Origin of the sequence: Limnohabitans sp., from assembly GCF_044373035.1 — a bacterium.
Classification (GTDB): domain Bacteria; phylum Pseudomonadota; class Gammaproteobacteria; order Burkholderiales; family Burkholderiaceae_C; genus Limnohabitans_A.
The window spans coordinates 23119-44706 of record NZ_JBILQU010000012.1 but is presented as its reverse complement, the minus strand read 5'-3'; the positions used below and the strand labels follow the sequence as shown (position 1 = coordinate 44706).

The 21588-nt window shown below is 60.7% G+C and carries 22 protein-coding genes; 13 read left to right on the top strand and 9 right to left on the bottom strand.

Features of this window, described 5'->3' with window-relative positions:
• Positions 1–180 precede the first annotated feature (180 nt).
• Both ACIQ47_RS03715 and ACIQ47_RS03710 read left to right on the top strand, forming a co-directional pair.
• A complete protein-coding gene (locus tag ACIQ47_RS03715; protein ID WP_396436902.1) occupies positions 181–1605 on the top strand; it encodes an aldehyde dehydrogenase family protein in 1425 nt (474 codons plus the stop codon).
• Between the two features lie 254 nt (positions 1606–1859).
• Entirely contained in the window at positions 1860–3719 is a 1860-nt protein-coding gene (locus tag ACIQ47_RS03710; protein ID WP_396436901.1) for a DEAD/DEAH box helicase, read from the top strand.
• Positions 3720–3841: 122 nt separating this feature from the next.
• Here ACIQ47_RS03710 and ACIQ47_RS03705 read toward each other — a convergent pair whose 3' ends face one another.
• On the bottom strand, positions 3842–4225 hold the full coding sequence (locus ACIQ47_RS03705) for a hypothetical protein (RefSeq protein WP_396436900.1): 384 nt from the start codon (positions 4223–4225) through the stop codon (positions 3842–3844).
• 181 nt (positions 4226–4406) lie between these two features.
• Here ACIQ47_RS03705 and ACIQ47_RS03700 point away from each other — a divergent pair, with 181 nt between their 5' ends.
• From ACIQ47_RS03700 to ACIQ47_RS03675, 6 genes are read left to right on the top strand one after another with little or no spacing between them, the layout of a single operon-like run.
• Positions 4407–5384, top strand: coding sequence for a 2-hydroxyacid dehydrogenase (locus ACIQ47_RS03700; protein WP_396436899.1), 978 nt, complete (start codon positions 4407–4409; stop codon positions 5382–5384).
• Positions 5385–5386: 2 nt separating this feature from the next.
• Positions 5387–5926 (top strand): gluconokinase, encoded by a 540-nt coding sequence (locus ACIQ47_RS03695; RefSeq protein ID WP_396436898.1) that lies wholly within the window; start codon positions 5387–5389, stop codon positions 5924–5926.
• Between the two features lie 21 nt (positions 5927–5947).
• Entirely contained in the window at positions 5948–6286 is a 339-nt protein-coding gene (locus ACIQ47_RS03690) for a hypothetical protein (RefSeq protein WP_396436897.1), read from the top strand.
• 22 nt (positions 6287–6308) lie between these two features.
• Positions 6309–7076, top strand: a complete 768-nt coding sequence (locus tag ACIQ47_RS03685) for an SDR family oxidoreductase (RefSeq protein WP_396436896.1) — start codon at positions 6309–6311, stop codon at positions 7074–7076.
• Positions 7077–7099: 23 nt separating this feature from the next.
• Positions 7100–8140, top strand: coding sequence for an L-idonate 5-dehydrogenase (locus ACIQ47_RS03680; protein ID WP_396436895.1), 1041 nt, complete (start codon positions 7100–7102; stop codon positions 8138–8140).
• 40 nt (positions 8141–8180) lie between these two features.
• Entirely contained in the window at positions 8181–8930 is a 750-nt protein-coding gene (locus ACIQ47_RS03675) for an SDR family oxidoreductase (RefSeq protein ID WP_396436894.1), read from the top strand.
• Positions 8931–8978: 48 nt separating this feature from the next.
• On the opposite strand, the gene ACIQ47_RS03670 is transcribed toward ACIQ47_RS03675, so the two are convergent.
• From ACIQ47_RS03670 to ACIQ47_RS03650, 5 genes are all read right to left on the bottom strand, one after another.
• A complete protein-coding gene (locus tag ACIQ47_RS03670) occupies positions 8979–10169 on the bottom strand; it encodes a mandelate racemase/muconate lactonizing enzyme family protein (protein ID WP_396436893.1) in 1191 nt (396 codons plus the stop codon).
• 87 nt (positions 10170–10256) lie between these two features.
• Positions 10257–11264, bottom strand: a complete 1008-nt coding sequence (locus ACIQ47_RS03665) for a TRAP transporter substrate-binding protein (protein ID WP_396436892.1) — start codon at positions 11262–11264, stop codon at positions 10257–10259.
• 40 nt (positions 11265–11304) lie between these two features.
• On the bottom strand, positions 11305–12603 hold the full coding sequence (locus tag ACIQ47_RS03660) for a TRAP transporter large permease subunit (protein ID WP_396436891.1): 1299 nt from the start codon (positions 12601–12603) through the stop codon (positions 11305–11307).
• Complete coding sequence (locus ACIQ47_RS03655; protein WP_396436890.1) at positions 12600–13151, bottom strand: TRAP transporter small permease; 552 nt, start codon at positions 13149–13151, stop codon at positions 12600–12602. Before ACIQ47_RS03655 ends, ACIQ47_RS03660 begins: the two co-directional genes overlap by 4 nt.
• The gene (locus ACIQ47_RS03650) at positions 13135–13971 is read right to left on the bottom strand and encodes a FadR/GntR family transcriptional regulator (protein ID WP_396436889.1); all 837 of its coding nucleotides are present in this window, start codon (positions 13969–13971) and stop codon (positions 13135–13137) included. Before ACIQ47_RS03650 ends, ACIQ47_RS03655 begins: the two co-directional genes overlap by 17 nt.
• 194 nt (positions 13972–14165) lie before the next feature.
• Between ACIQ47_RS03650 and ACIQ47_RS03645 the strand changes: the two genes are divergently transcribed.
• Together ACIQ47_RS03645 and denD are read left to right on the top strand one after the other, a co-directional pair.
• Positions 14166–15914: an IlvD/Edd family dehydratase gene (locus ACIQ47_RS03645; protein ID WP_396436888.1), complete on the top strand. Its 1749-nt coding sequence runs from the start codon at positions 14166–14168 to the stop codon at positions 15912–15914.
• 16 nt (positions 15915–15930) lie between these two features.
• The gene (gene denD, locus ACIQ47_RS03640) at positions 15931–16935 is read left to right on the top strand and encodes a D-erythronate dehydrogenase (protein WP_396436887.1); all 1005 of its coding nucleotides are present in this window, start codon (positions 15931–15933) and stop codon (positions 16933–16935) included.
• A 66-nt stretch (positions 16936–17001) separates the two neighbouring features.
• On the opposite strand, the gene ACIQ47_RS03635 is transcribed toward denD, so the two are convergent.
• Positions 17002–18282 carry an alanine racemase gene (locus tag ACIQ47_RS03635; protein WP_396436886.1) on the bottom strand — a complete coding sequence of 427 codons (1281 nt, stop codon included), beginning with the start codon at positions 18280–18282 and terminating at the stop codon, positions 17002–17004.
• A gap of 81 nt (positions 18283–18363) precedes the next feature.
• Between ACIQ47_RS03635 and ACIQ47_RS03630 the strand changes: the two genes are divergently transcribed.
• From ACIQ47_RS03630 to ACIQ47_RS03620, 3 genes are all read left to right on the top strand, one after another.
• Positions 18364–19326, top strand: coding sequence for a sugar kinase (locus ACIQ47_RS03630; RefSeq protein WP_396436885.1), 963 nt, complete (start codon positions 18364–18366; stop codon positions 19324–19326).
• Positions 19323–20249, top strand: a complete 927-nt coding sequence (locus tag ACIQ47_RS03625; protein ID WP_396436884.1) for a 2-dehydro-3-deoxygalactonokinase — start codon at positions 19323–19325, stop codon at positions 20247–20249. Before ACIQ47_RS03630 ends, ACIQ47_RS03625 begins: the two co-directional genes overlap by 4 nt.
• Positions 20250–20334: 85 nt before the next feature.
• A complete protein-coding gene (locus ACIQ47_RS03620) occupies positions 20335–20976 on the top strand; it encodes a 2-dehydro-3-deoxy-6-phosphogalactonate aldolase (protein WP_396436883.1) in 642 nt (213 codons plus the stop codon).
• Positions 20977–21018: 42 nt separating this feature from the next.
• On the opposite strand, the gene ACIQ47_RS03615 is transcribed toward ACIQ47_RS03620, so the two are convergent.
• Both ACIQ47_RS03615 and ACIQ47_RS03610 read right to left on the bottom strand, forming a co-directional pair.
• The gene (locus ACIQ47_RS03615; RefSeq protein WP_396436882.1) at positions 21019–21306 is read right to left on the bottom strand and encodes a type II toxin-antitoxin system RelE/ParE family toxin; all 288 of its coding nucleotides are present in this window, start codon (positions 21304–21306) and stop codon (positions 21019–21021) included.
• Positions 21296–21541: a type II toxin-antitoxin system Phd/YefM family antitoxin gene (locus ACIQ47_RS03610; protein WP_296292391.1), complete on the bottom strand. Its 246-nt coding sequence runs from the start codon at positions 21539–21541 to the stop codon at positions 21296–21298. Before ACIQ47_RS03610 ends, ACIQ47_RS03615 begins: the two co-directional genes overlap by 11 nt.
• Positions 21542–21588 lie beyond the last annotated feature (47 nt).

Here is a 21588-nt window from a genome sequence, read left to right as displayed (position 1 = left end):
GCGCAACGATCGGGTGTTCATAGATAAGGCTCTCTCAAAAAAATGTGTGCGCACCAGTTTAGGGCACCCAAGCAGCCAGCGACAGTGGGGTTTCAACCCATGGCGTGTCGCCAAGGTGTAGTGCCAAAAAACGCATTCCCCTGTAAAACAGATTTTGTTTCAATCCATTTTCAACACACCATGGTCCAACATCTGAAGTTCTACATCGACGGCGCATGGGTCGAGCCCTCGCAGGCCAAGACCCGCACCGTGATCAACCCCGCCAACGAAAAGCCTTTGCACGATATTGCCTTGGGCAACGCCGACGACGTGAACAAGGCTGTGGCCGCCGCACGGCGTGCTTTTGAGTCCTTCAGCCAGACCACCCGAGAAGAACGCATTGCGCTGTTGACCCGCATCATCGAGGTCTACAAAACCCGCGCCAAAGACTTGGGCGCGGCGGTTTCTGACGAGATGGGTGCGCCTTTGGCGTTTGCCGAAAAGATGCAGGTCGGCGCAGGTCTGGGGCACATCGTGGCCACGCTGGGCGTGCTCAAGGACTACGCCTTTGAAGAAACCATTGGCAACGCCGAAGTGGTGCGCGAGCCCATTGGTGTGGTGGGCATGATCACGCCCTGGAACTGGCCGTTAAACCAAATCGCCTGCAAGGTGGCCCCGGCTTTGGCCGCAGGCTGCACCATGGTGCTCAAGCCTTCAGAATACACGCCCAGCTGCGCGCTGATCTTTGCCGAAATCCTGCATGAGGCAGGCGTGCCCGCCGGGGTGTTCAACCTGATCAATGGCATGGGCCCGGATGTGGGTGCGGCCATGAGCGAGCACCCGGGCATCGACATGATGTCCTTCACCGGCTCGACCCGCGCAGGCATCGACGTGGCCCAACGCTCGGCCCCCACCGTCAAGCGCGTGAGCCAAGAGCTGGGCGGCAAATCGCCCAACATCATCCTGGACGACGCGGACTTTCAAAAAGCCGTGAGCGGCGGCGTGGCCCATGTGTTCTTGAACGCGGGCCAGTCGTGCAATGCACCCACCCGCATGCTGGTGCCGCAGTCGCGCATGGACGAAGTCATGGCGATTGCCAAGGCTGTGGCCGACAAGACAAAGGCCGGTGACCCGCGCGCCGATGACACGCAGATGGGCCCCGTGGTCAACGAGACCCAGTGGCACAAGATTCAGGGCCTGATTGCCAAGGGCATAGAGGAAGGTGCCACGCTGGTCGCTGGCGGCCCCGGCCGCCCTGAAGGCCACAGCGCAGGCTACCTGGTGCGCCCCACCATCTTTGGCAATGTGCGCAACGACATGACCATTGCCCGCGAAGAGGTCTTCGGCCCGGTGTTGGTCATCATCGGATACGCCGACGATGAAGACGCTGTTCGCATGGCCAACGACACGCCTTATGGCTTGGCGGGCTATGTGTCGGGTGGCAACAAGGACCGTGTGCGGGCTGTGGCCCGTCGGCTGCGGGCGGGCAACATCAACCTCAATGGTGTGCCCAACGAACGCACCGCCCCCTTTGGCGGCTACAAGCAGTCGGGCAACGGCCGCGAATGGGGCCGCTTTGGCCTGGAGGAATACCTCGAAGTCAAAGCCATCGCAGGCTTCAACTGAGCCTCGGCCCCGTCCTTGAGCCACTGCAGGGATGGGGTGCTTTCAGCGCCCCGCCCGCTTTGTGTCACAATCACTCCCGCTGAGGCCTCCAGTTGCCCCAGCATCAGCACTCCTGCTGGGGCCTGACCCAGGCAACGCTCAAAACAAGCGCCTGTGGTTTCCATGCCCTCCTTAAGACTTATCGGCCCACACTGGCAACTGCCAACAGCAGTTGAATGAGCCGATACCCGCGCCGGACATGGCGCTCTGTAAAAATGAACTTTGAAGAATTGAATCTGGCTCCGGCCCTCATGCAAGCTGTGCGCGAGCTCGGCTACGACACCCCCACCCCCATCCAGGCCCAAGCCATTCCTGCCGTTCTGGCTGGACAAGACTTGTTGGCGGGTGCCCAAACCGGCACCGGCAAAACCGCCGCCTTCACCCTGCCCATGCTGCACAAGTTGAGCCTGAGTGAGCCGGGCAAAAACCGCTTTGGCGGCAAAGCCATCCGCGCTTTGGTGCTGACACCCACCCGCGAATTGGCCGCCCAGGTCGAAGAGTCGGTGCGCGACTATGGCAAATACTTGCAACTCGACTCCACCGTGATTTTTGGTGGCGTGGGCATGAACCCGCAAATCAGCAAGATCAAGCGCGGCGTGGACATTTTGGTGGCCACACCCGGCCGTTTGCTCGACCTGCAAGGCCAGGGCTTCCTGGACTTGTCCAGCATCGAAATTCTGGTGCTCGACGAAGCCGACCGCATGTTGGACATGGGCTTCATCCATGACGTGAAAAAAGTGCTGGCCCTGGTGCCCAAAGACAAGCAAAGCCTGCTGTTCTCGGCCACCTTCAGCGACGAGATCCGCGAACTGGCAGCCAACTTGCTCAAGAACCCCCAGAGCATCCAGGTCACGCCCAGCAACACCACGGTGCAGCGCATCTCGCAAGTGATCCACCCCGTGGGCCGCAGCAAGAAAAAAGACGTGCTGCTGCACATCATCCAAAAGCACGACTGGAGCCAGGTGCTGGTGTTCACGCGCACCAAGTTTGGCGCGAACAATGTGGCCGACTTCTTGACCAAAAACGGTGTGAAGGCCATGGCCCTGCACGGCAACAAAAGCCAAACTGCCCGCACGCAAGCGCTGGCGGGCTTCAAAAGCGGCGACATCCGCGCTTTGGTGGCGACTGACATTGCTGCACGCGGCATTGACATCGAAGACTTGCCGCACGTCGTCAACTTCGAAATCCCCAACGTGTCTGAAGACTACGTGCACCGCATTGGCCGAACAGGCCGCGCAGGCGCCAGCGGTGAGGCGGTGAGCCTGGTGTGCCTGGACGAAGAAGGCTTCATGATGGACATCGAACGCTTCACCAAGCAAGAGATTCCAGTTCAGTTGCTTGAAGGTTTTGGCCCCGAGCCCGGCGAAGTGGCCGAGCCCATCGCCATGGGTCGCCAGACCTTGTGGGGTGGCGCAGGCAAGCCCCCCAGCCGCGATGTGATGGCCGCAGCCGCCAAGGCCGCACGCAGCGACATGATGCAACGCATTCGAGACAACAAAGCCCCAGGCGGCAGCTCTGGCGGCCAGCGCCAGCCCCGCGCCGAAGGTCAGGGTCAGCCTCGCCCTTCGCGCAATGGCCCGGCACCCTCACGCCGCAACGGTCCACAAGGCGCTCCCCGTTTTGAAGGCCAGGGCGACGTGCGCCGTGATGTCGGCAGGGATAACGGTCCACGCGGCCAGGAGCCGCGCGGCGACGTGCGTTTTGACAACCGTGGCGATGGCCAAGGTCGTCCCGCACCACGCGGCCCACGTCCTGAAGGTCGTGGTGAAGGCCGTGGCCCCAACCGGGGCGGACAAGGCGGTGGTCAAGAGCGTCACGAACACGATGGTGATGAGTTGCCACGCCACATCGATCCGTTGAAGACCACGCAGTTTGCACGCCTGGACTTGCCCAACCGCAAGCCCGTGCGCACCAGCGGCCAACCTGACCCGACCCGCACCAGCATCGACAGCTTGGCCAGCGGGGGCCGCCGCCATGGTGGTGGTGGTGGTGGTGGTGGTGGTGGTGGTGGCTATGGCGGAGGCAATCGTGGCGGCAATGGCGGCGGTGGCAACCGCGGCGGTTTTGGTCGCTGATCGATAACCTCTCATGCAACAGCCCGCGGATGCGGGCTGTTTTTTTGGGCCTTGGGCCATTCCAGGATGAATCCCGAGCCTCTCCCAGGATCCAGGCTGTTCATGCCCTGCGCCTCAAGTTGTCAGTCCCGCACAAACACGGTCACCAACGGATCAGGCCCCACTTGGCGGCTCCAGTGGCCGTGCACCGTGGCATCAAATGTGGCCCCTTCGGGCAAGGTATCGGCCGAGTAGAAAAACTCGCCTGGCCCAAAAATGCGCGAGCTGCCATCCTGCAAAAAAATTTCCATCTGCCCACCCAGCACAAACAACCACTGAGGTTTGCCAGTGCAATGGAAAGTGCTTCGAAAGCCCACCGGGCTTTGCCGCCATTGGACCCCCCCTGAGGGCATAAGCGGTGACAACTGGCTCTGGGGAGTGCCCTCGGGCAGGTCCAGCCAATCGTCGCGAAAACGGGCCCGACCATCGGTGTCGGTGAAAAGTACAACTTTTTTCAAAGCGGTCATGGGTGTGTTTTGGTCAAGACAGAAGCTGTGATTGTCGCCCAGTCAATCGTTTACAAGGGTAAGTCAGGATTCAAATACCACCCGCTTTGGCTACAATGGTGTGATGATTGGATTTTTCCAAGCCTTTCAGATGGTTTTGCATTAACTCAGTGCTCACTTACCCTATTGATCAGGAAATTTGATGTCTTCCAAACCCGATGTCCTGGCCGTGGCCAAATTGCAGCCCTTTTATCAAACCGCACTCGAGTCGCTGTACACCGTGCATGACCGCACCCATGTGACCGACCCGGCCGCCTTTGCCGCCCTGGCACCCCGCATCGTGGGCGTGGCGGGCACGGGCGAGGCCAGCGTGCCCAGCAGCCTGCTCGCGCAATTGCCTAACGCCAAAGTGGTGTCGGTTTTTGGCGTGGGCTACGACGGTGTGGACGTGCCAGCCGCCATCGCGCACGGCATTCCCGTCACCCACACCCCCGGTGTGCTGACCGACGATGTGGCGGATCTGGCCATGGGTTTGGTGCTTTCGGTGGGTCGCGCCATCCCGCAGGCCGACCAATTTGTGCGCGCAGGCCGCTGGCCTGCAGGCCCCATTGCGCTGGCCCGCAAGGTCTCGGGTGCCCGCATGGGCATCGTGGGGCTGGGGCGCATTGGCAAAGCCATTGCCCAGCGTGCCAAGGCGTTTGGCATGTCGATCGCCTACACCGCCCGCTCCGAAAAACCGGACTCTGGCTTCATTTTTTACCCCACGGCTGCCGCGCTGGCCGCCGAGGTTGATTTTCTGGTGGCCATCACGCCCGGCGGCGCGGGCACGCTGCACCTGATCAACGCCGAAGTGCTGCAAGCACTGGGCCCGCGGGGGTTTTTGATCAACGTGGCGCGGGGCAGCGTGGTGGACGAGGCGGCCCTGATCGCCGCCCTGCAAAACGGCACCATCGCCGGTGCGGGCCTGGACGTGTTTGCCAACGAGCCACAGGTGCCCGAGGCCCTTTGGTCTTTGCCCAACGTGGTGCTGACCCCGCACATGGCCAGCGCCACCACCGAAACCCGTCAGGCCATGGCGGACCTGGCCTTTGCCAACATGCAGGCGGGCATCAACGGCCAACCCTTGCGCTCGCCCGTGCCCGAATGCATGGGCATGGACGCTGGTTCACAAGGCCGCTGAGCATGCCCGCACTGCGGCTCATCGTCATGGGTGTTTCGGGCTGTGGCAAATCCACTGTGTCGCAAGCCCTGGCTGACCGCCTGGGCCTGGACATGGTCGATGGCGATGACCTGCACCTGCCCGAAAGCGTGGCCAAGATGCGGTCCGGTATTGCCCTTCAAGACGTCGACCGTTGGCCCTGGCTGGACCGCATTGGCAGCCACTTGGCGGACAGCCCCGACGCAGGCCCCGGCCGTGTGGTGGCTTGCTCGGCGCTGCGCCGCGCCTACCGCGACCGCATCCGTGCGCGCGCAGGCCAGGTCTGTTTTGTGTTCCTCAAGGGCGATTTCGAGCTGATCGCACAGCGCATGCGCCAACGCGTCGGCCATTACATGCAGGCCGGGTTGCTCGACAGCCAGTTCCAGACCCTGGAAACACCCGGCCCACAAGAGACCGATGTCATCACCCTATACATCACCGAGCCGGTTGAGCTGCTGGTGGAGCAGGCTTTGGCTGCCTTGAAAGCCCACCGCAGCAGCTTGGCGCTGCACACCCCTGTTTGAGTTTTTGACACAAGGACACCCATGTTCATCCGATGCGCATTCTTTCAGGGCCAGGTCAAACCCGGGCTCGAAGACACATTCAACCGCTACATCCGCGACAACCTGGTGCCCCTGTGGACCCGCTTTCCAGGGGCCCAAGAAGTGCGCGTGCTCCGCCAAATTGAAAGCGACACCAGCGATCCGCACTTTGGCATGGTGCTGGCCGTGCGCTACCCCAGCCGCGAGGCGATCGAGATCGCCCTGGCCTCTGAAGTGCGCATGAAAAGCAAGGAAGTTTCCAAAGACATGATCGCCATGTTCGATGGCACGGTGTTCCACACCGTCTTCAGTGCCGAAGAATACGCACTGCCCACCGATTGATGCGCCATTGACTCCCGACACCATGAACGTTCTGGACAGCTTTCAACTCAAGGGCCGTCGCGCCCTGATCACCGGCTCCTCCGCCGGCATCGGCCTGGCTCTGGCGCAGGCACTGGCGCAAGCCGGTGCCCATGTGATCCTGAATGGCCGCTCGGCCAGCAAAGTGGACGCGGCAGCGCATGCCCTGCAAGCGCAAGGCTTGTCAGTCAGCACCTCGGTGTTCGATGTGACCGATGCCGACAGTGTGCGCGCGGCCGTGGAAACGATGGAGGTTGAAGGCCCGATCGACATCCTGATCAACAACGCGGGCATGCAAATTCGCGGCCCACTGCACGAGTACCAGGACACCGACTGGCACACCATCATGAAGACCAACCTGGACAGCGTGTACTACGTGGGCCAGGCGGTGGCCAAAAAGATGATCCCGCGTAGACGGGGCAAGATCATCAACATCTGCTCGGTGCAAAGTGAACTGGGTCGCCCCGGCATTGCGCCCTACACCGCCACCAAGGGCGCGGTCAAAATGCTCACCAAAGGCATGGCGATTGACTGGGGCCAGTTTGGCATCAACGTCAACGGCATTGGACCGGGCTACTTCAAGACGGAACTGAATCAGAAGCTGGTCGATGATCCGGCCTTCAGCAGCTGGCTGGTCGGCCGCACACCCAGCCGCCGCTGGGGCGATGTCGAGGACCTGGGCGGCGCGGCCGTGTTTTTGGCCTCGGATGCCTCGCGTTTTGTGAACGGCCATATTTTGTATGTGGACGGCGGCGTGACCGCAACCCTTTGAACACCACTTGCAAGGAAAAAACCATGAAATCCGTTGTCTGCCATTCGGCCAAAGACCTGCGCATTGAAAACACCGAATTACCCGCCTTGGGCGAACACCAATTGCGTGTGAATGTGGCCTATGGCGGCATTTGCGGCTCTGATTTGCATTACTACCAACACGGGGGTTTTGGAACGGTGCGCATCAGGCAGCCCATTGCGCTGGGCCACGAAATTTCGGGCGTGGTCGATGGGGTAGGCACGGGTGTGAGCGGTGTGCCGCAAGGCCAACGCATCGCCATCTCGCCTTCACGCCCCTGCGGCCATTGCCGTTTTTGCCAGGCAGGCCAGCACAACCATTGCCTGAACATGCGTTTTTACGGCAGCGCCATGCCCTTCCCCCACATCCAGGGCGCGTTTTCTGAGCAGCTGATCATCGAGGGCTACCAGGCCCATCCGATTGCCGACCACCTGAGCCTGTCCGAAGCCGCACTGGCCGAACCTTTGTCGGTGGGCCTGCACGCCATCCAGCGCGCTGGCAGCGTGCTGGGCAAGCAGGTGCTGGTCACAGGTTGCGGCCCCATTGGCTCGCTGCTGATTGGCGCTTTGCGCCGCGCCGGTGCGGCACGCATCGTGGCCGCCGACATCGCTGACTTGCCGCTCAAGTGCGCCAAGGAAATGGGCGCGGACGAGACCATCAACCTCAAGACCGATGCCGCAGCCTTGGACAAATACAAAGTGGACAAAGGCCAGTTTGACGCTGTGTTCGAAGCCTCGGGCAGCGAAGCCGCACTGCGCGCAGGCCTCGACACCATCGTGCCGCGTGGCGTGCTGATCACCGTGGGCATGGGCGGCGACATCAGCCTGCCCATGACGCAATTGGTGGCCAAAGAAGTGGACCTGCGCGGCACCTTCCGCTTCCATGCCGAATTTGCCACCGCTGTGCGCTTTTTGAACGAAGGTCTGGTCAACGGCAAACCGGTCATCACCGGCATCTTGCCCGTGGAGCGCGCCATCGAAGCCTTCGACTTGGCCGCCGACAAAAGCCAGTCGCTCAAGGTACAGATTTCTTTTCAAAACGCCTGAAAATCTGGCTGTTTGCAGTCCTCTCTAGAAAGTTCTCACCATGTCCAAAATCGCCCTCGTCACCGGTGCCAGCTCCGGCATCGGCAAAGCCTGCGCCCTGGCCCTGCTCAAAGAAGGCTGGCAAGTGGTCCTGGTCGGTCGCCGTGCCGACGCACTGGCCGCTGCAGTGGCCGAAGCCGGCCCCAACGCTGGCCACGCCCACGCCATCCCAACCGACCTCTCCAAAGAACCCGAAGTCAAAGTACTGTTCGACCAAATTCGCACCCGCTTTGGCCGCCTCGATTTGGTGTTCAACAACGCGGGCATCTCGCTGCCCTACACCTTGCCGGGCGACCTGTCGGGCGACGAATGGCGCCGCGCTGTGGACATCAACCTGAACGGTGCGTTCTACACCTTGTCGCATGCCTTCAAGCTGATGCAAGAGCAAAGCCCACAGGGCGGCCGAATCGTCAACAACGGCTCGATTTCGGCACATGTGCCGCGCCCCGGCTCGATTGCCTACACCGCCACCAAACACGCCATCTCGGGCCTGACCCGGGCGGCCTCATTGGATGGCCGCCCGTACAGCATCGCCGTGGGCCAAATCGACATTGGCAACGTGGCCTCGGACATGACCCTCAAAATGGCCTCGGGCGTGCACCAAGCCGACCTGAGCATCAAAGCCGAGCCGCGCATGGACATGAGCGCCGTGGTCGAGACCTTCCTGACCATGGCCCGCCTGCCTCTGTCGGCCAATATTTTGTTCACCACCGTGATGGCGACCAATATGCCGTTTGTCGGACGCGGTTGATTTTTCAAGACCCATGTAAAAGGGGGCCACGCAGGTCCCCTTTTTCCATCAGCTCACCCGCACCACGGCATCAGCCCGCTTGTGCAGATCAGGCAGCAACTCCAGCCCCAAGCCCGGCTTGTCGTTCAAGCTGATCATGCCGTTCTTCACCTGCGGTAACTCGGTCACCAACTCCTTGTACCAACCGCTGTAAAAGGCCCGCACGCTTTCCTGAATGAGCGCATTGGGCGCGTGCAGCGACAAGTGTGTGGACGCTGCCCACACCACCGGCCCGGTGCAGTCGTGCGGGGCCACGGGCAGTTGCCAGGCATCGGCCATGGCAGCAATCTTGCGTGCTTCGGTCAGGCCGCCGCACCAGCTCAAATCGAGCATGGCGACGCCTGCCACACCGGTTTGCAAATAGTCCTTGAATCCCCATTTGTAGCTCAGCGTTTCACTGGCACAAATCAAGGCTTTGCAGTCCACCGCGTACTGCTTGAGCAAGTCGAGGCTGTCCATGCGGATCGCGTCTTCGTGCCAAAAGGTGTCGAACTCTTGCAAGGCGCGTGAAATCTTTTGTGCCATGGGCAAACGCCACAGACTGTGGAACTCGACCATGATGTCCATTTTGTCGCCCACCGCATTCCTGATTTTGCGGAAAGGCTCCAGCGCGGTGTTCAGGTCTTGCGGGCTGATGTACTGGCCGTGCGACTTTTCTGCGGCCACGTCAAAAGGCCAAATCTTCATGCCGGTGATGCCTTCGCTCAAAAGCGACTCGGCCACCTCGTCGGCGCGGTGCAAAAAACCTTGCAGGTCTTCGTAAGGCCCTGCGTTGTTGCCCAGCCCCCAGTTGCTGCTGGTCTGGTTGACGTTGCTGCGGATGTACTGGTAACCCGCGCAGGTGTTGTACACGCGGATGTCGTCGCGACTCTTGCCACCCAAGGCGGTGTAGACCGGCATGCCAGCGGCCTTGCCAAAAATGTCCCACAGCGCAATGTCCACCGCCGAGTTGCCGCGTGTCTCCACACCAGACCCGCGCCAGCCCAAGTAGCCCGTGATGTCGCGCTGGCGCGACTCGATGGCCAGCGGATCTTGCCCCACCAACTTGGGGGCCACCCACTCGTGCAAATAGGCCTCGACTGCTTGCGCCCCCATGAAAGTTTCGCCCAGGCCCACCAGGCCCTCGTCGGTGTGCAGGCGCACCCAGATGATGTTGGGAAATTCACCCAAGCGGATGGTTTCGAGTTGCGTGATTTTCATGGCAGCACCCATTTCAGTCGTTAAAAAAGCCCCACAGCGGTCGGCTGTGGAGCTTTTGGGTTCAGCAAAAAGGCTGAGCGCAGGGGATCAACCGCCGCGAGACTTTTTCAGCTCATCTTGCACCACCTTGATGGCGTCTGCACCGATCGAGTCCTTGTGCTTGTCGTACACCGAAGCGACTTTGGCACGGATGCGGTTTTGCTCGGCTGCGCTCACCTCGTTGACCTGCATGCCCTTGGTCTTCAGGCTGGCCAAAGATTTTTCGTTCAAAGCGCGGTTGGCAGCGCGTTGCACTTTCTGGCCTTCCATGGCCGCTTCACGCAAAACGGCTTGCTCTTGAGGGTTGAGTTGGTCCCACAGTTTCTTGCTGTAGAGCACCAGGAAAGGCGTGTAAGCGTGGCGCGTCACGCTCAGGAACTTTTGCACCTCATTGAACTTGGAGGTCTCAATGGTCACAAAGGGGTTTTCCTGGCCGTCGATGGTCTTGGTTTCCAAGGCGGTGAACACCTCACCAAAAGCCATGGGCACAGCGTTGGTGCCCAAAGTCTTGAAGGTGTCCAGGAAGATGTTGTTCTGCATGACGCGAACTTTCACACCATCAAAGTCTTCCAGCTTGGTGACCGGACGCTTGCTGTTGGTGAGATTACGGAAACCGTTTTCCCAATACGCCAGATTCACCAGGCCTGCGGCTTCCAGCTTGGCATTGAAGTACCTGCCAGCTGCGCCATCCAGCACGGCGTCGGCTTCTTTTTCATTGGCAAACAAGAAGGGCAAATCGAACACGCCCAGCTCTTTGATGATGCCCACAAGCGGCGAGCTGGAGGTGCACACCATCTCTTGGGTGCCCGCACGCAAAGCCTGTGTGGCGGGCAAGTCGCCGCCCGCAGCACCGCCCCAGAAGGCGGTGATCTTCATCTTGCCGCCGGTCTTGGCAGCCAAAATTTCTTGCATTTTCTTGACGCCCACGCCCACCGGGTGGTCTTCGTTCACACCATTGGTGAACTTGATGTTGCGGTCGGCAAACTGCGCCATGGCGCTCGATGCCACCAGGAAAGTGCCCGCGATCAGGGCTACCAGATTTCTGCGTTTCAACATGACTGTCTCCTTTTAAAAAAATACACACAGGGTTAAGAAATCATCTCAGCATCCACTTCATCGGCTCGATGACGATGGCCGGGAAAGCGATCAACAAGGCCAACACACCCAACTGTGCCAGCAAGAATGGCATGACACCCCTGAACGCGGTATCCATGTTGATCTTGGCCACACCGCAAACCACATTGAGCACGGTGCCCACGGGTGGGGTGATCAAACCAATGGCGTTGTTCATGATGAACAATACGCCAAAGTAAACCGGGTCAATGCCGGCCTTGAGGACCAATGGCATCAAAACAGGTGTGAGGATCAGCACCGTGGGCGTGAAGTCCAGCGCCGTGCCCACCACAATGACCAAGAGCATCAACACCACCATGAGCAAGGTCTTGTTGCCCATCAGCGGCTCCATCATGCGGGCCACTTCGGCCGGGATGTTGGCCACGGTGATGAGCCAGGCGCTGACCATGGCCGCTGCCACCAAAAACATGATCACCGATGTGGTCTTGCCAGCTGCCAAAATCAGGCTGTAGAGCTTGGACCATTGCAATTCGCGGTAAATGAAAGCGCCCACCACAAAGCTGTAGACCGCAGCCACCACGGCCGCCTCGGTGGGGGTGAACACGCCAAATTTCATACCGCCGATGATGAACACCGGCAAACCCAGCGCCAGGATGCCTTCACGCGTGGCTTTCAGTTTCTCAGACAGATTCATGCGCGGTCCCGGCTGCACGTTTTCGCGCTTGGCCACCCACCACCACGTCAAGCCAATCGCCACGCCCATCAAAAGGCCCGGCACGATGCCCGCCAAGAACAATTTGGTGATGGACACGTTGGCGGCCACACCGAAGATGATGAAGCCAATGGAAGGCGGAATCACCGGCGCGATGATGCCGCCCGAGGCGATCAATCCGGCCGAGCGGCCCACGTTGTAGCCCGCCCGCTTCATCATCGGGATCAGCAAGGCCGCCAATGCCGCCGTGTCGGCCACGGCTGAACCCGAGAGCGAAGCCATGATCACGGCGGCCATGACGGCGACGTAACCCAAGCCCCCACGGAAATGGCCAACCCAGGCCATGGCCAAATTCACGATGCGGCGGCTCAATCCGCCCGCATTCATGAACTCTCCGGCCAACAAGAAAAACGGCACCGCGAGCAAGGGGAAATTGTCCGCACCGTCCACAAAACGCTGCGCCAAGATTTGGCTGTCAAACGCGTTGATCATGCCGTTGCTGGCCATGTAGGCCATCAGGCTCAAGCCACACACCAGCAAGGCGTAGGCAATGGGCATGCCCAGGGCCATGGCCCCCAGCAAGCTGAAGACAAAAACAGCGATGGTCATGCGCGGCCTCGCACTTCAGGCTCGATCTCGGCAAGGACCACTTTGTCTTCCGACTCGACCACCAGCACCAGATCCGCCTCAGCCAGTTGTCCAGTCAACAATTGGAACAACTGGTGCACGTTCATGATGCCCATGACAGCGGCCGTGACATACCCAATGCCATAAATCCAGATCATGGAAATGCCCACCACCACCGAAATATTGGTCACTTGCAGATCGTGCATTTTCCAAGTGCCCCAAAAGAACAGCATGTTGCAGCCGAGCATCATCGCTTCACTCAAGAAAAAGCACAGTTTTTTGCCGCCCAAGGGCAAGCGCCGCACCAGCGTGTCCACGCCCAAATGGCCCTTCTCGCGCATGGCCACCATGGCCCCGATGTAGGTCAGCCAAATGAAGCAGTAGCGCGACATCTCGTCCGAGATGGAAATGCCCGAGTTGAAACCGTAGCGCAGCACCACGTTGCCAAAGACCATGATGACCATGGCCACCAGGCAGGCCACGACCAGGAACTCAAGGAGCTTAAAAAAGGGATCAATGATTTTTCGCAAGTGCCGCCCCTGATTTTGGATTTTTGATTTTGCTCATGACTTTGGAGAGTCCTTTTGTTTTGACCGGTGTCCGTTTTGCTTGGGTCTTGATGGGTGTAGCCATGCCAGACACCGTGGGTAATTTTTTGCGCGAGGACAGCACCAAGTCAATGTCGTCTTTGGCCCCTTCAATCAAGACCATGATGGCCCGCTCGGCCTTAACCGGATCGCGGGCAATCACCGCATTGAGCACTGCACGGTGCAACGGCAACGAATTTTTCGGACCATCCTTAATGCGGGTGGAAATTTCAAAACTGGTCCGCAGCAATGCGTTCAGGGCCTTGCTCATTTGCACCAGCATGCGGTTGTGTGAAGCCTGTAGCAAGCCTTGGTGAAAACGCATGTCGTGCGTCACGTAATCACCCCCCTCTTCCACTGCATTTTTCATGCCTGAATAAGCAGCTTCAATCACAGCAATGTCTTCAGTCGTGGCCCGCTCAGCCGCCAAACGCACGGCGGCAGGCTCCACCACGCGGCGAAGCTCTTGCAAGTCTCTTAAAAAACCAGGTGTCAAGCCGCATTGGGCTTGCCAGGAAACGACATCGGGGTCAAACCAGTTCCAGTCGGCATCTGGCAGCACACGCGTACCAACTTTGGGACCAGTGAACAACAAACCTTTGGCCACCAAGGACTTGATGACCTCGCGCACCACGGTGCGGCTGACGCCAAACTCTTCGCAAAGCAGCGGTTCGGGCGGCAAACTGGCCCCTACCGTATAACGGCCTGACAGGATGGCGTGACCCAACAAGTCGAGGGTGTGTTTGTGAAAATTTTTGGTCATAGCAATGTTGGCAACGGACTTATCATATGATGATTGAGACGCCCTTCACCACTCTGGTAAACCCTAGTAATTTTATTTTTCCACATAGGGTTTTCCTGCGTGTCACTGTTTTTACAAGATCCTCTTGCTTTTTAATCATCATACGATAATATTTCTGCATATTTGACTTTTTGACCCTTCACCGGAAGCACCCCATGAGCGACAACAACGGCAGCCCTCCCCGCAAAAAACCCGAAGACCTGCGCAGCCAGCAATGGTTTGGCCGCCAGGACCGCGACGGCTTTGCCTACCGCAGCTGGGTCAAGGGCAAGGGCGTGCCGCACGACCAGTTCGATGGCCGTCCGGTGATTGGCATCTGCAACACCTTCAGCGAACTGACCCCCTGCAACTCCCACTTTCGCACCTTGGCCGAGCAGGTCAAGATTGGCGTTTACGAGGCGGGCGGCTTCCCGCTTGAATTTCCCGTCATGTCGCTGGGCGAAACCCTGCTGCGACCCACCGCCATGCTCTACCGCAACCTGGCGTCCATGGACGTCGAAGAAAGCATTCGCGGCAACCCGATCGACGGCGTGGTGTTGCTCATGGGTTGCGACAAAACCACCCCCAGCTTGCTGATGGGTGCCTCCAGCGTGGGCTTGCCCACCATTGGTGTGTCAGGTGGCCCCATGCTCAACGGCAAGTGGCGCGGCCAGGAATTGGGTTCGGGCACCGGCGTGTGGAGCATGAGCGAGCAAGTGCGCGCGGGCACCCTCAAGCTGGCCGATTTTTTCGATGCAGAAAGCTGCATGCACCGCAGCCATGGCCACTGCATGACCATGGGTACCGCCAGCACCATGGCCTGCATGGTAGAGGCCCTGGGCATCGGCTTGCCGGGCAATGCCACCTTTCCTGCCGTGGATGGGCGACGCAATGTTTTGGCGCGCGAATCGGGTCGTCGCATTGTAGAGATGGTGCACACCGACCAGACCATCACCAAAGTGCTGACCCGCGAGGCATTTGAAAACGCCATCCGCACGCTGGCCGCGATTGGCGGCTCGACCAACGCCGTCATTCACCTGATCGCCATCGCCGGTCGTTTGGGTTTGAAACTCACGCTCGACGACTTTGAGCGACTGGGCAGTGAGATGTCCTGCATCCTGAACATGCAGCCTTCTGGTGAGCACCTGATGGAAGACTTTTGCTACGCAGGCGGCTTGCCGGTGGTCATGAAAGAAATCGAAAGCCTGCTGCATGCCAACATCATCACCGTGAGTGGCAAGAGCGTTCGCGAGAACAACGAAGCTGCCGTCAACTACGACCCCCGCGTGATCAAAAAATACGATGCGCCTTTCAAAGAGAAAGCCGGCATCGCCATCTTGCGCGGCAACCTGGCGCCACGCGGCGCGGTCATCAAGCCCAGCGCGGCCACCCCCGCATTGATGGTGCACACCGGGCGCGCTGTGGTGTTTGAAGACAGCCACGACTTTCATAAACGCATCGACGACGAGAGCCTGGACGTGGACGAGAGCTGCATTCTGGTTTTGAAAAACTGCGGCCCCAAGGGCTACCCCGGCATGGCCGAGGTGGGCAACATGCCGCTGCCACCCAAGGTGCTGCGCAAAGGCATCACCGACATGGTGCGTATCTCAGATGCCCGCATGAGCGGCACAGCGTATGGCACCGTGGTGCTGCACACCAGCCCCGAAGCCGCCGCCGGTGGACCGCTGGCTGTTGTGCAAAACGGCGACATGATCGAGCTCAACGTGCCCGAACGCAAACTGCAACTGCTCATCAGCGACGAAGAACTGGCGCGTCGCTTGAACCTGTGGGAAAAGCCTGCCCCCGCCATGAACTCGGGCTACTGGAAGCTCTACATTGACCATGTGCTGCAAGCCGACGAAGGCGCGGACATGGACTTTTTGGTCGGCCAGCGCGGCTCGGCCGTGCCCAAAGACAACCACTGATTTGCAAGGAAAAACCATGCGTATTTTGATCACCGGCGGTGCCGGATTTTTGGGCGCACGTCTGGCCCGCGAGATTTTGAAACGCGGCCAACTCAACGGCCAGACCGTGAGCGAATTGGTGATTGCCGACCTCTTTCCCGCGCCTGCCGACCTGCTGGCCGACCCACGCGTGAAAGGCCATGCAGGCCCCATGCTGGCGCAAGGCGATTTGTTCAAGAGCGGGTTTGATGGCGTGTTCCACCTCGCATCAGCCGTGTCGGGCGAGTGCGAACTCGACTTTGACTTGGGCCTGCGCTCCAACGTGGACAGCTCGCGCTTGCTGCTCGACAGCATCCGCGCCTCGGGGAAAGCCTCGCGCCTGGTGTTTGCCAGCTCGGTTGCGGTGTTCGGGCCCGATGCGGCCAACCCCATGCCTGCGCTGGTGGCCGACACCACTTTGCCGACGCCGCAAACGTCGTATGGCACGCACAAGCTGATGATCGAGTACATGGTGGCCGACTACACCCGCAAGGGCTACATCGACGGCCGCGCCGCCCGCCTGATGACGGTGGCCGTGCGCCCCGGCAAACCCAATGGTGCCGCGTCTTCGTTCTTCAGCGGCATCATCCGCGAGCCGCTGGCAGGCACGGCCACCACCTGCCCTGTGGACGCGCATGTGTCGCACCCCATCTCTTCGCCGGGCACCACCGTGCATGGCCTGATCACCGTGTTCGAGGCCAGCCGCGAAGCCTTTGGTGGCCGCATGGCACTGAACCTGCCGGGCCTGAACGTGAAGGTCAGCGACATGCTGGCCGCGCTGGAAAAAGTCGCCGGCCCCGCCGTGCGTGCCCGCGTGAATTTTGAAAAAGACGAACGCATCGCCGCCATCGTGGACAACTGGGCCAAAGGCTGTACCTTTGAGCGTGCTCAAGCATTGGGCCTCAGGGCCGATGCCAGCTACGAAGCCATCATCGAGCAGTACATCGAGGACTGCAAAACCCGCCCGGGCTACCCGGCCGAGGCCTTGAACGGTTTGAAGTGAGCTTAGAAAAAGGCCGCCACGCGTTTGCTGCGTGGCGGCCTTTTCTTTTTCACACGGCTTCACCCCTCAAAAATGCGTGCTGATCGCCCCGCTGATGCGCCCGTCGTCTTCGATGACAGCCATCCAACGCCATTTGTCGAAGGTGGTGCAGGGGTGAGAAATGCCCAAGGCCACACGGTCGCCCACTTGCGGCCAGACACCTTCAGCAGCAAACACCATGTGCGCGTGCTGGTCGCTGAGCGCCTTGACTTTCCAGGACTCGGGCGTGGCCTGCATGGCACCCTCGCCACGTTGACCGCGTGCCGCCCAGCGCACCGGCATGGGCATGCACTGGTCAAACGACAGATCGCGCCGCCCCGCGCTCAAAATCGCCAGCCCCGGCTCGGGCACCGACTGCACCTTGGCCCACACCTCCAGCGCGGGCTGCAGCGATTCGCTCAAGCCCTCACGCGCCTCCACCAGTTTCAGGTAACGGGCGTAGTTCCAGTGGTCGTGCGTCACATAGCAACCCGAGCGCAACACGCCTTGCACCGGACGGCTTTGGACCTGGGTTTTGAGCATCGGGATCACCAGATCGAACACGGCAGAACCACCTGCCGACAACAAGACCTCGTCATCGCCCCACAGGTGCTGCGCATCGATTTGCTGCACCAGCGCCTGCACTCCGCGCACCAGGGCGCTGACGGCCTCCATGTCATGGGCGCTGTCACACTGGCCCAGCCCGCCCTCGTAGCACTCCACACCGCCCAAACGCACCACGCCCGACTCGGCCATGGCCTGCGCCAATGCCAAAGCTTGTTCGTGGCTGCGACAGCCCGTGCGGTAGCCCGCGATGCCCAGCTCCAAAAGCACATCCCAACAACGCGGCTGACCGCGCCGTGCGCCCCAGTCGGTCAAGGTCTGCAATTGCGCCAGCGAATCGACCAAAAACCAGACACGCGCTTGCGGGTGTTGTCGCAACAAAAAATCCAGCCCGTCCAGATCGGCATCGGACACCAGCTGGTTGGCGATGATGGCGCGCTGCGCCCCCGCTGCCAGTCCCACGCGCAGCTGGTGCACATTGGCAAAGGTCAGGCCCCAGGCTCCGGCTTGCAGTTGCATGCGAAACAACTCGGGCGACATCGTGGTCTTGCCGTGCGGAGCCAGGGCCACGCCTTTGCGCTGCACAAAGTCCTGCATCCAGGCCAGGTTATGCGCGAGCGCTGGGCGACGCAACACGGCCACCGGATAGGCCAGCGCGTCATCCAGCAAATGCCAGCCGCGCGCGCCCAACTGCGACACCGCGCAAGGCTCGGCCGCCAAGGGGAAGCCTTTGCAAGCAGCGTTCAGTACAAAATCGTGTTCCATGGTTCTGTGCTCCATTCACCGCGTGGACAATCCAACTTCGATTCTCCCACCGCCCACTGAAGCTGTTTTGCTTTTGTTCACATGACACACCCCTCCAAAACCCTCGACATCGTGGCCTTGGGCGAAGCCATGGTCGAGTTCAACCAAACCCCGGGCCAAGCCCCCGACGAGCCGCCCATGTACCTGCAAGGCTTTGGCGGTGACACCAGCAACGCCGCCATTGCCGCAGCGCGGGCAGGCGCACGCGTGGCTTACCTGAGCCGCTTGGGCACCGACCGCTGGGGCGAGCGACTCATGGACTTGTGGCAGCGCGAAAACGTGGACATCACCAAGGTACTGCATGACGCACAAGCGCCCACCGGCATGTATTTTGTGAGCCACGACGCTCAAGGCCACCACTTCAGTTATGCGCGTGCGGGGTCGGCGGCCAGCCGCATGCAGCCGACAGACCTCGCGCACTGGCAAGACGCCATCGCCAGCAGCCATTGGCTGCACCTGTCGGGCATCTCGCTGGCGATCTCAAGCTCGGCCTGCGACACCGCGTTTGCCGCCATGCAGCACGCCCGAAGCAGCGGCACACAGGTGGCGCTCGACTCCAACTTGCGCTTGTCGTTGTGGCCGCTGGCCCGGGCGCAGGCCTGCATCCGCCATGCGGTGAGTCTGTGCGATCTGTTCTTGCCCAGCCTCGAAGACATGACCGCCCTCACGGGCCTCACGCAAGCGCAAGACATCATCGACTGGAGCCATGCCCACGGCGCAGCGCAGGTGGTGCTCAAGCTGGGGGCCGATGGCGCGTTGGCCAGCGACGGCACCCAGCGCCGCAGCGTGCCGGGTTATGCCGTGCAGGCACGCGACGCCACTGGCGCAGGGGACTGCTTTGCGGGCAACTTGTTGGCGCAACTGTCTTCGGGCCACACGCTGTGGGACGCCACGGCCTACGCCAACGCCGCAGCCGCCTTGTCGGTGCAGGGCATCGGGGCAGTGAGCCCTTTGCCTGGGCGCGATGCGGTTTTAAACCTGCTCGATAAAGGCTCACACACATGAAGACCTCCGCTTCACACCCGTCTTCTCCCCAACGGCCCGTGATCGCCATCGACTGGGGCACCTCTTCGCTGCGTGGTGCGCGGCTGGGGACCACGGGCCAAGTGCTGGAGTCACGCGCCTGGCCACGCGGCATCCTCACGGTGCCCCCCGGCCAGTTTGAAGCGGTCTTTCTCGAACTCTTTAGCGACTGGATGCAAGAGCCACGTGCGCTGTGCCTGATCTCGGGCATGGCAGGCAGCCGCCAGGGCTGGCAAGAAGCGCCCTACTGCCCCTGTCCCGCAGGCTTTGCCGAGTTGGGCCAGCACCTGCTGTGGCTGCAGCCCGATCGCATCGCCCTGGTGCCGGGCCTGAGCTGCACGAACGCCGACACGCTGAACACCCCCGATGTGATGCGCGGCGAAGAAGTGCAAATTTTTGGTGCATTGCAACTGGCAGGACGCGACAGCGCCACCCTGGTGCTGCCCGGCACGCACAGCAAATGGGGGCAGGTGCAGGGTGGCCGCGTCACGCAGTTCCAGACCTTCATGACCGGCGAGGTGTTTGCGCTGATGAGTCAGCACTCGATTTTGGGCAAGACCCTTGACCTGAACGGGGCCTTCGACGAAGCGACATTTTTGCAAGGCGTGGACCAAAGTCAGCAAACGGGCAGCGTGCTGCACCACCTGTTTGCGGTGCGCACCCTGGGCTTGTTTGAGCGCCTCAGCGCGGCCCAATTGCCCAGTTACTTGTCGGGCCTGTTGATTGGTGAAGAGCTGCGCACCCAAAGTCTGTCGCCATCGCAGGATAGGCCCGTGATCCTGATCGGCAGCGAAGCCCTGACCCTGCGCTACACCCTGGCCCTGCAACACCTGGGCATCGCCTGCCAAAGCCACGGCGCTGAAGCCACTTGGGCGGGCCTGTTCGCACTGGCATCAACATGCTGAGCCTCGCAAATCACCCCCCTGTAGGAGTCCACCCCGTGGGCGATGAGCGTGGCACACGCCCTGAAACATTCCACAACACCCCACCATGACACCATCCTCAAACCCCGCCTCGATCTTGTCCCAAGCCCTGGCCCAACTGCCCCTGATCGCCATCTTGCGCGGCCTGACTCCTGCCGAAGCTCCGGCCATGGGTGAGGCGCTGGTCAGCAGCGGCTTTGCCATCATCGAGGTGCCCCTCAACTCGCCCGAGCCCTTCAAAAGCATCACCGCACTGTCTCAGCAATTTCCGCAAACCCTGATCGGCGCAGGCACCGTGCTGAACGCGCAGCAGGTCAAGGAGGTTCACGCGGCAGGTGGTCGCTTGGTTGTGGCCCCCAACTTCAACCCGGCCGTGGTCGCGCAGGCCTTGGCCCTGAACATGGTGGTGCTGCCCGGCGTGGCCACACCCACCGAAGCCTTTGCCGCACTCGATGCAGGAGCCCATGGGCTCAAGCTCTTCCCGGCCGAGATGATTTCACCGGCCACTGTCAAAGCCCTGCGCGCCGTGCTGCCCAAAGCTGCGGCCTTGATGCCGGTGGGCGGCATCACGCCCGACAACATGGCCGTTTACCGCGCCGCAGGCGCGAGCGGTTTTGGTTTGGGTTCGGCTTTGTACGCGCCGGGGCGCAGTGCTGAGCTGGTGCACGAAAAGGCAGCGGCATTTGTGCGGACCTGGCAAGCCACCTGAGGCCGTTGAAAGGCACAGGGTCTGGGTCTGGGTCTTTGAAGATCAAGGCAACCGGGTCATGGCCGTGTCGTAGACCAAATTTTTATCGCGTTTTCCCACGGCGATGTCCGTGACAAAAACAGTATCGTCATCCACCCTGTACACCAACCTGTAACCCGCCTGTCGCAACTTGATCTTGTAGCAGTCGGGCATGTTGGACAAAGCCGCCGATGGCAACCGAGGCTCTTGCAATCGTTCCAGTAGTTTTTTCTTGATCGGCGCTTTGACGCTGCCATCCAACTTTTGCCATTCGGCCCAGGCCAGCTCGTGAAATCGCAGCTTAAAGGTCATCGGGGTTGATCTCGATGAAAGGGCCATTGGCACGCTGTCGAACCAGCTGTGCGTCTTGCAAATCTTCGAGTTGGTTGAGCAACCGCTCAAAATACGCCGCAGGCACCAAGTAGGCCTCTGGCCGGTTGTGGTTGAGTACCGCTACCGGTTCATCGTCGGCTTGCGCCAAGATGCTGGCGTAATGGCGTTTGAGTTCGGTGACGCTGATGCTGCTCTTGCTGAGAATCGTGTCCATAACGGCCTCCTGTTCATAAAAGACATTCCAAATGACATTTTAAAAGA

Excerpts from the sequence above, each read along its gene's own strand:
- ACIQ47_RS03665 (WP_396436892.1), bottom strand. The coding sequence starts at position 11,264 with ATGTTGAAACGCAGAAATCTGGTAGCCCTGATCGCGGGCACTTTCCTG.
- ACIQ47_RS03625 (WP_396436884.1), top strand. The coding sequence starts at position 19,323 with ATGAAGACCTCCGCTTCACACCCGTCTTCTCCCCAACGGCCCGTGATC.
- ACIQ47_RS03635 (WP_396436886.1), bottom strand. The coding sequence starts at position 18,282 with ATGGAACACGATTTTGTACTGAACGCTGCTTGCAAAGGCTTCCCCTTG.
- ACIQ47_RS03620 (WP_396436883.1), top strand. The coding sequence starts at position 20,335 with ATGACACCATCCTCAAACCCCGCCTCGATCTTGTCCCAAGCCCTGGCC.
- ACIQ47_RS03650 (WP_396436889.1), bottom strand. The coding sequence starts at position 13,971 with ATGACCAAAAATTTTCACAAACACACCCTCGACTTGTTGGGTCACGCC.
- ACIQ47_RS03610 (WP_296292391.1), bottom strand. The coding sequence starts at position 21,541 with ATGGACACGATTCTCAGCAAGAGCAGCATCAGCGTCACCGAACTCAAA.
- ACIQ47_RS03690 (WP_396436897.1), top strand. The coding sequence starts at position 5,948 with ATGTTCATCCGATGCGCATTCTTTCAGGGCCAGGTCAAACCCGGGCTC.
- ACIQ47_RS03715 (WP_396436902.1), top strand. The coding sequence starts at position 181 with ATGGTCCAACATCTGAAGTTCTACATCGACGGCGCATGGGTCGAGCCC.
- ACIQ47_RS03685 (WP_396436896.1), top strand. The coding sequence starts at position 6,309 with ATGAACGTTCTGGACAGCTTTCAACTCAAGGGCCGTCGCGCCCTGATC.
- ACIQ47_RS03675 (WP_396436894.1), top strand. The coding sequence starts at position 8,181 with ATGTCCAAAATCGCCCTCGTCACCGGTGCCAGCTCCGGCATCGGCAAA.
- ACIQ47_RS03710 (WP_396436901.1), top strand. The coding sequence starts at position 1,860 with ATGAACTTTGAAGAATTGAATCTGGCTCCGGCCCTCATGCAAGCTGTG.
- ACIQ47_RS03670 (WP_396436893.1), bottom strand. The coding sequence starts at position 10,169 with ATGAAAATCACGCAACTCGAAACCATCCGCTTGGGTGAATTTCCCAAC.
- ACIQ47_RS03680 (WP_396436895.1), top strand. The coding sequence starts at position 7,100 with ATGAAATCCGTTGTCTGCCATTCGGCCAAAGACCTGCGCATTGAAAAC.
- ACIQ47_RS03700 (WP_396436899.1), top strand. The coding sequence starts at position 4,407 with ATGTCTTCCAAACCCGATGTCCTGGCCGTGGCCAAATTGCAGCCCTTT.
- ACIQ47_RS03705 (WP_396436900.1), bottom strand. The coding sequence starts at position 4,225 with ATGACCGCTTTGAAAAAAGTTGTACTTTTCACCGACACCGATGGTCGG.
- ACIQ47_RS03630 (WP_396436885.1), top strand. The coding sequence starts at position 18,364 with ATGACACACCCCTCCAAAACCCTCGACATCGTGGCCTTGGGCGAAGCC.
- ACIQ47_RS03660 (WP_396436891.1), bottom strand. The coding sequence starts at position 12,603 with ATGACCATCGCTGTTTTTGTCTTCAGCTTGCTGGGGGCCATGGCCCTG.
- ACIQ47_RS03615 (WP_396436882.1), bottom strand. The coding sequence starts at position 21,306 with ATGACCTTTAAGCTGCGATTTCACGAGCTGGCCTGGGCCGAATGGCAA.
- ACIQ47_RS03645 (WP_396436888.1), top strand. The coding sequence starts at position 14,166 with ATGAGCGACAACAACGGCAGCCCTCCCCGCAAAAAACCCGAAGACCTG.
- ACIQ47_RS03695 (WP_396436898.1), top strand. The coding sequence starts at position 5,387 with ATGCCCGCACTGCGGCTCATCGTCATGGGTGTTTCGGGCTGTGGCAAA.
- denD (WP_396436887.1), top strand. The coding sequence starts at position 15,931 with ATGCGTATTTTGATCACCGGCGGTGCCGGATTTTTGGGCGCACGTCTG.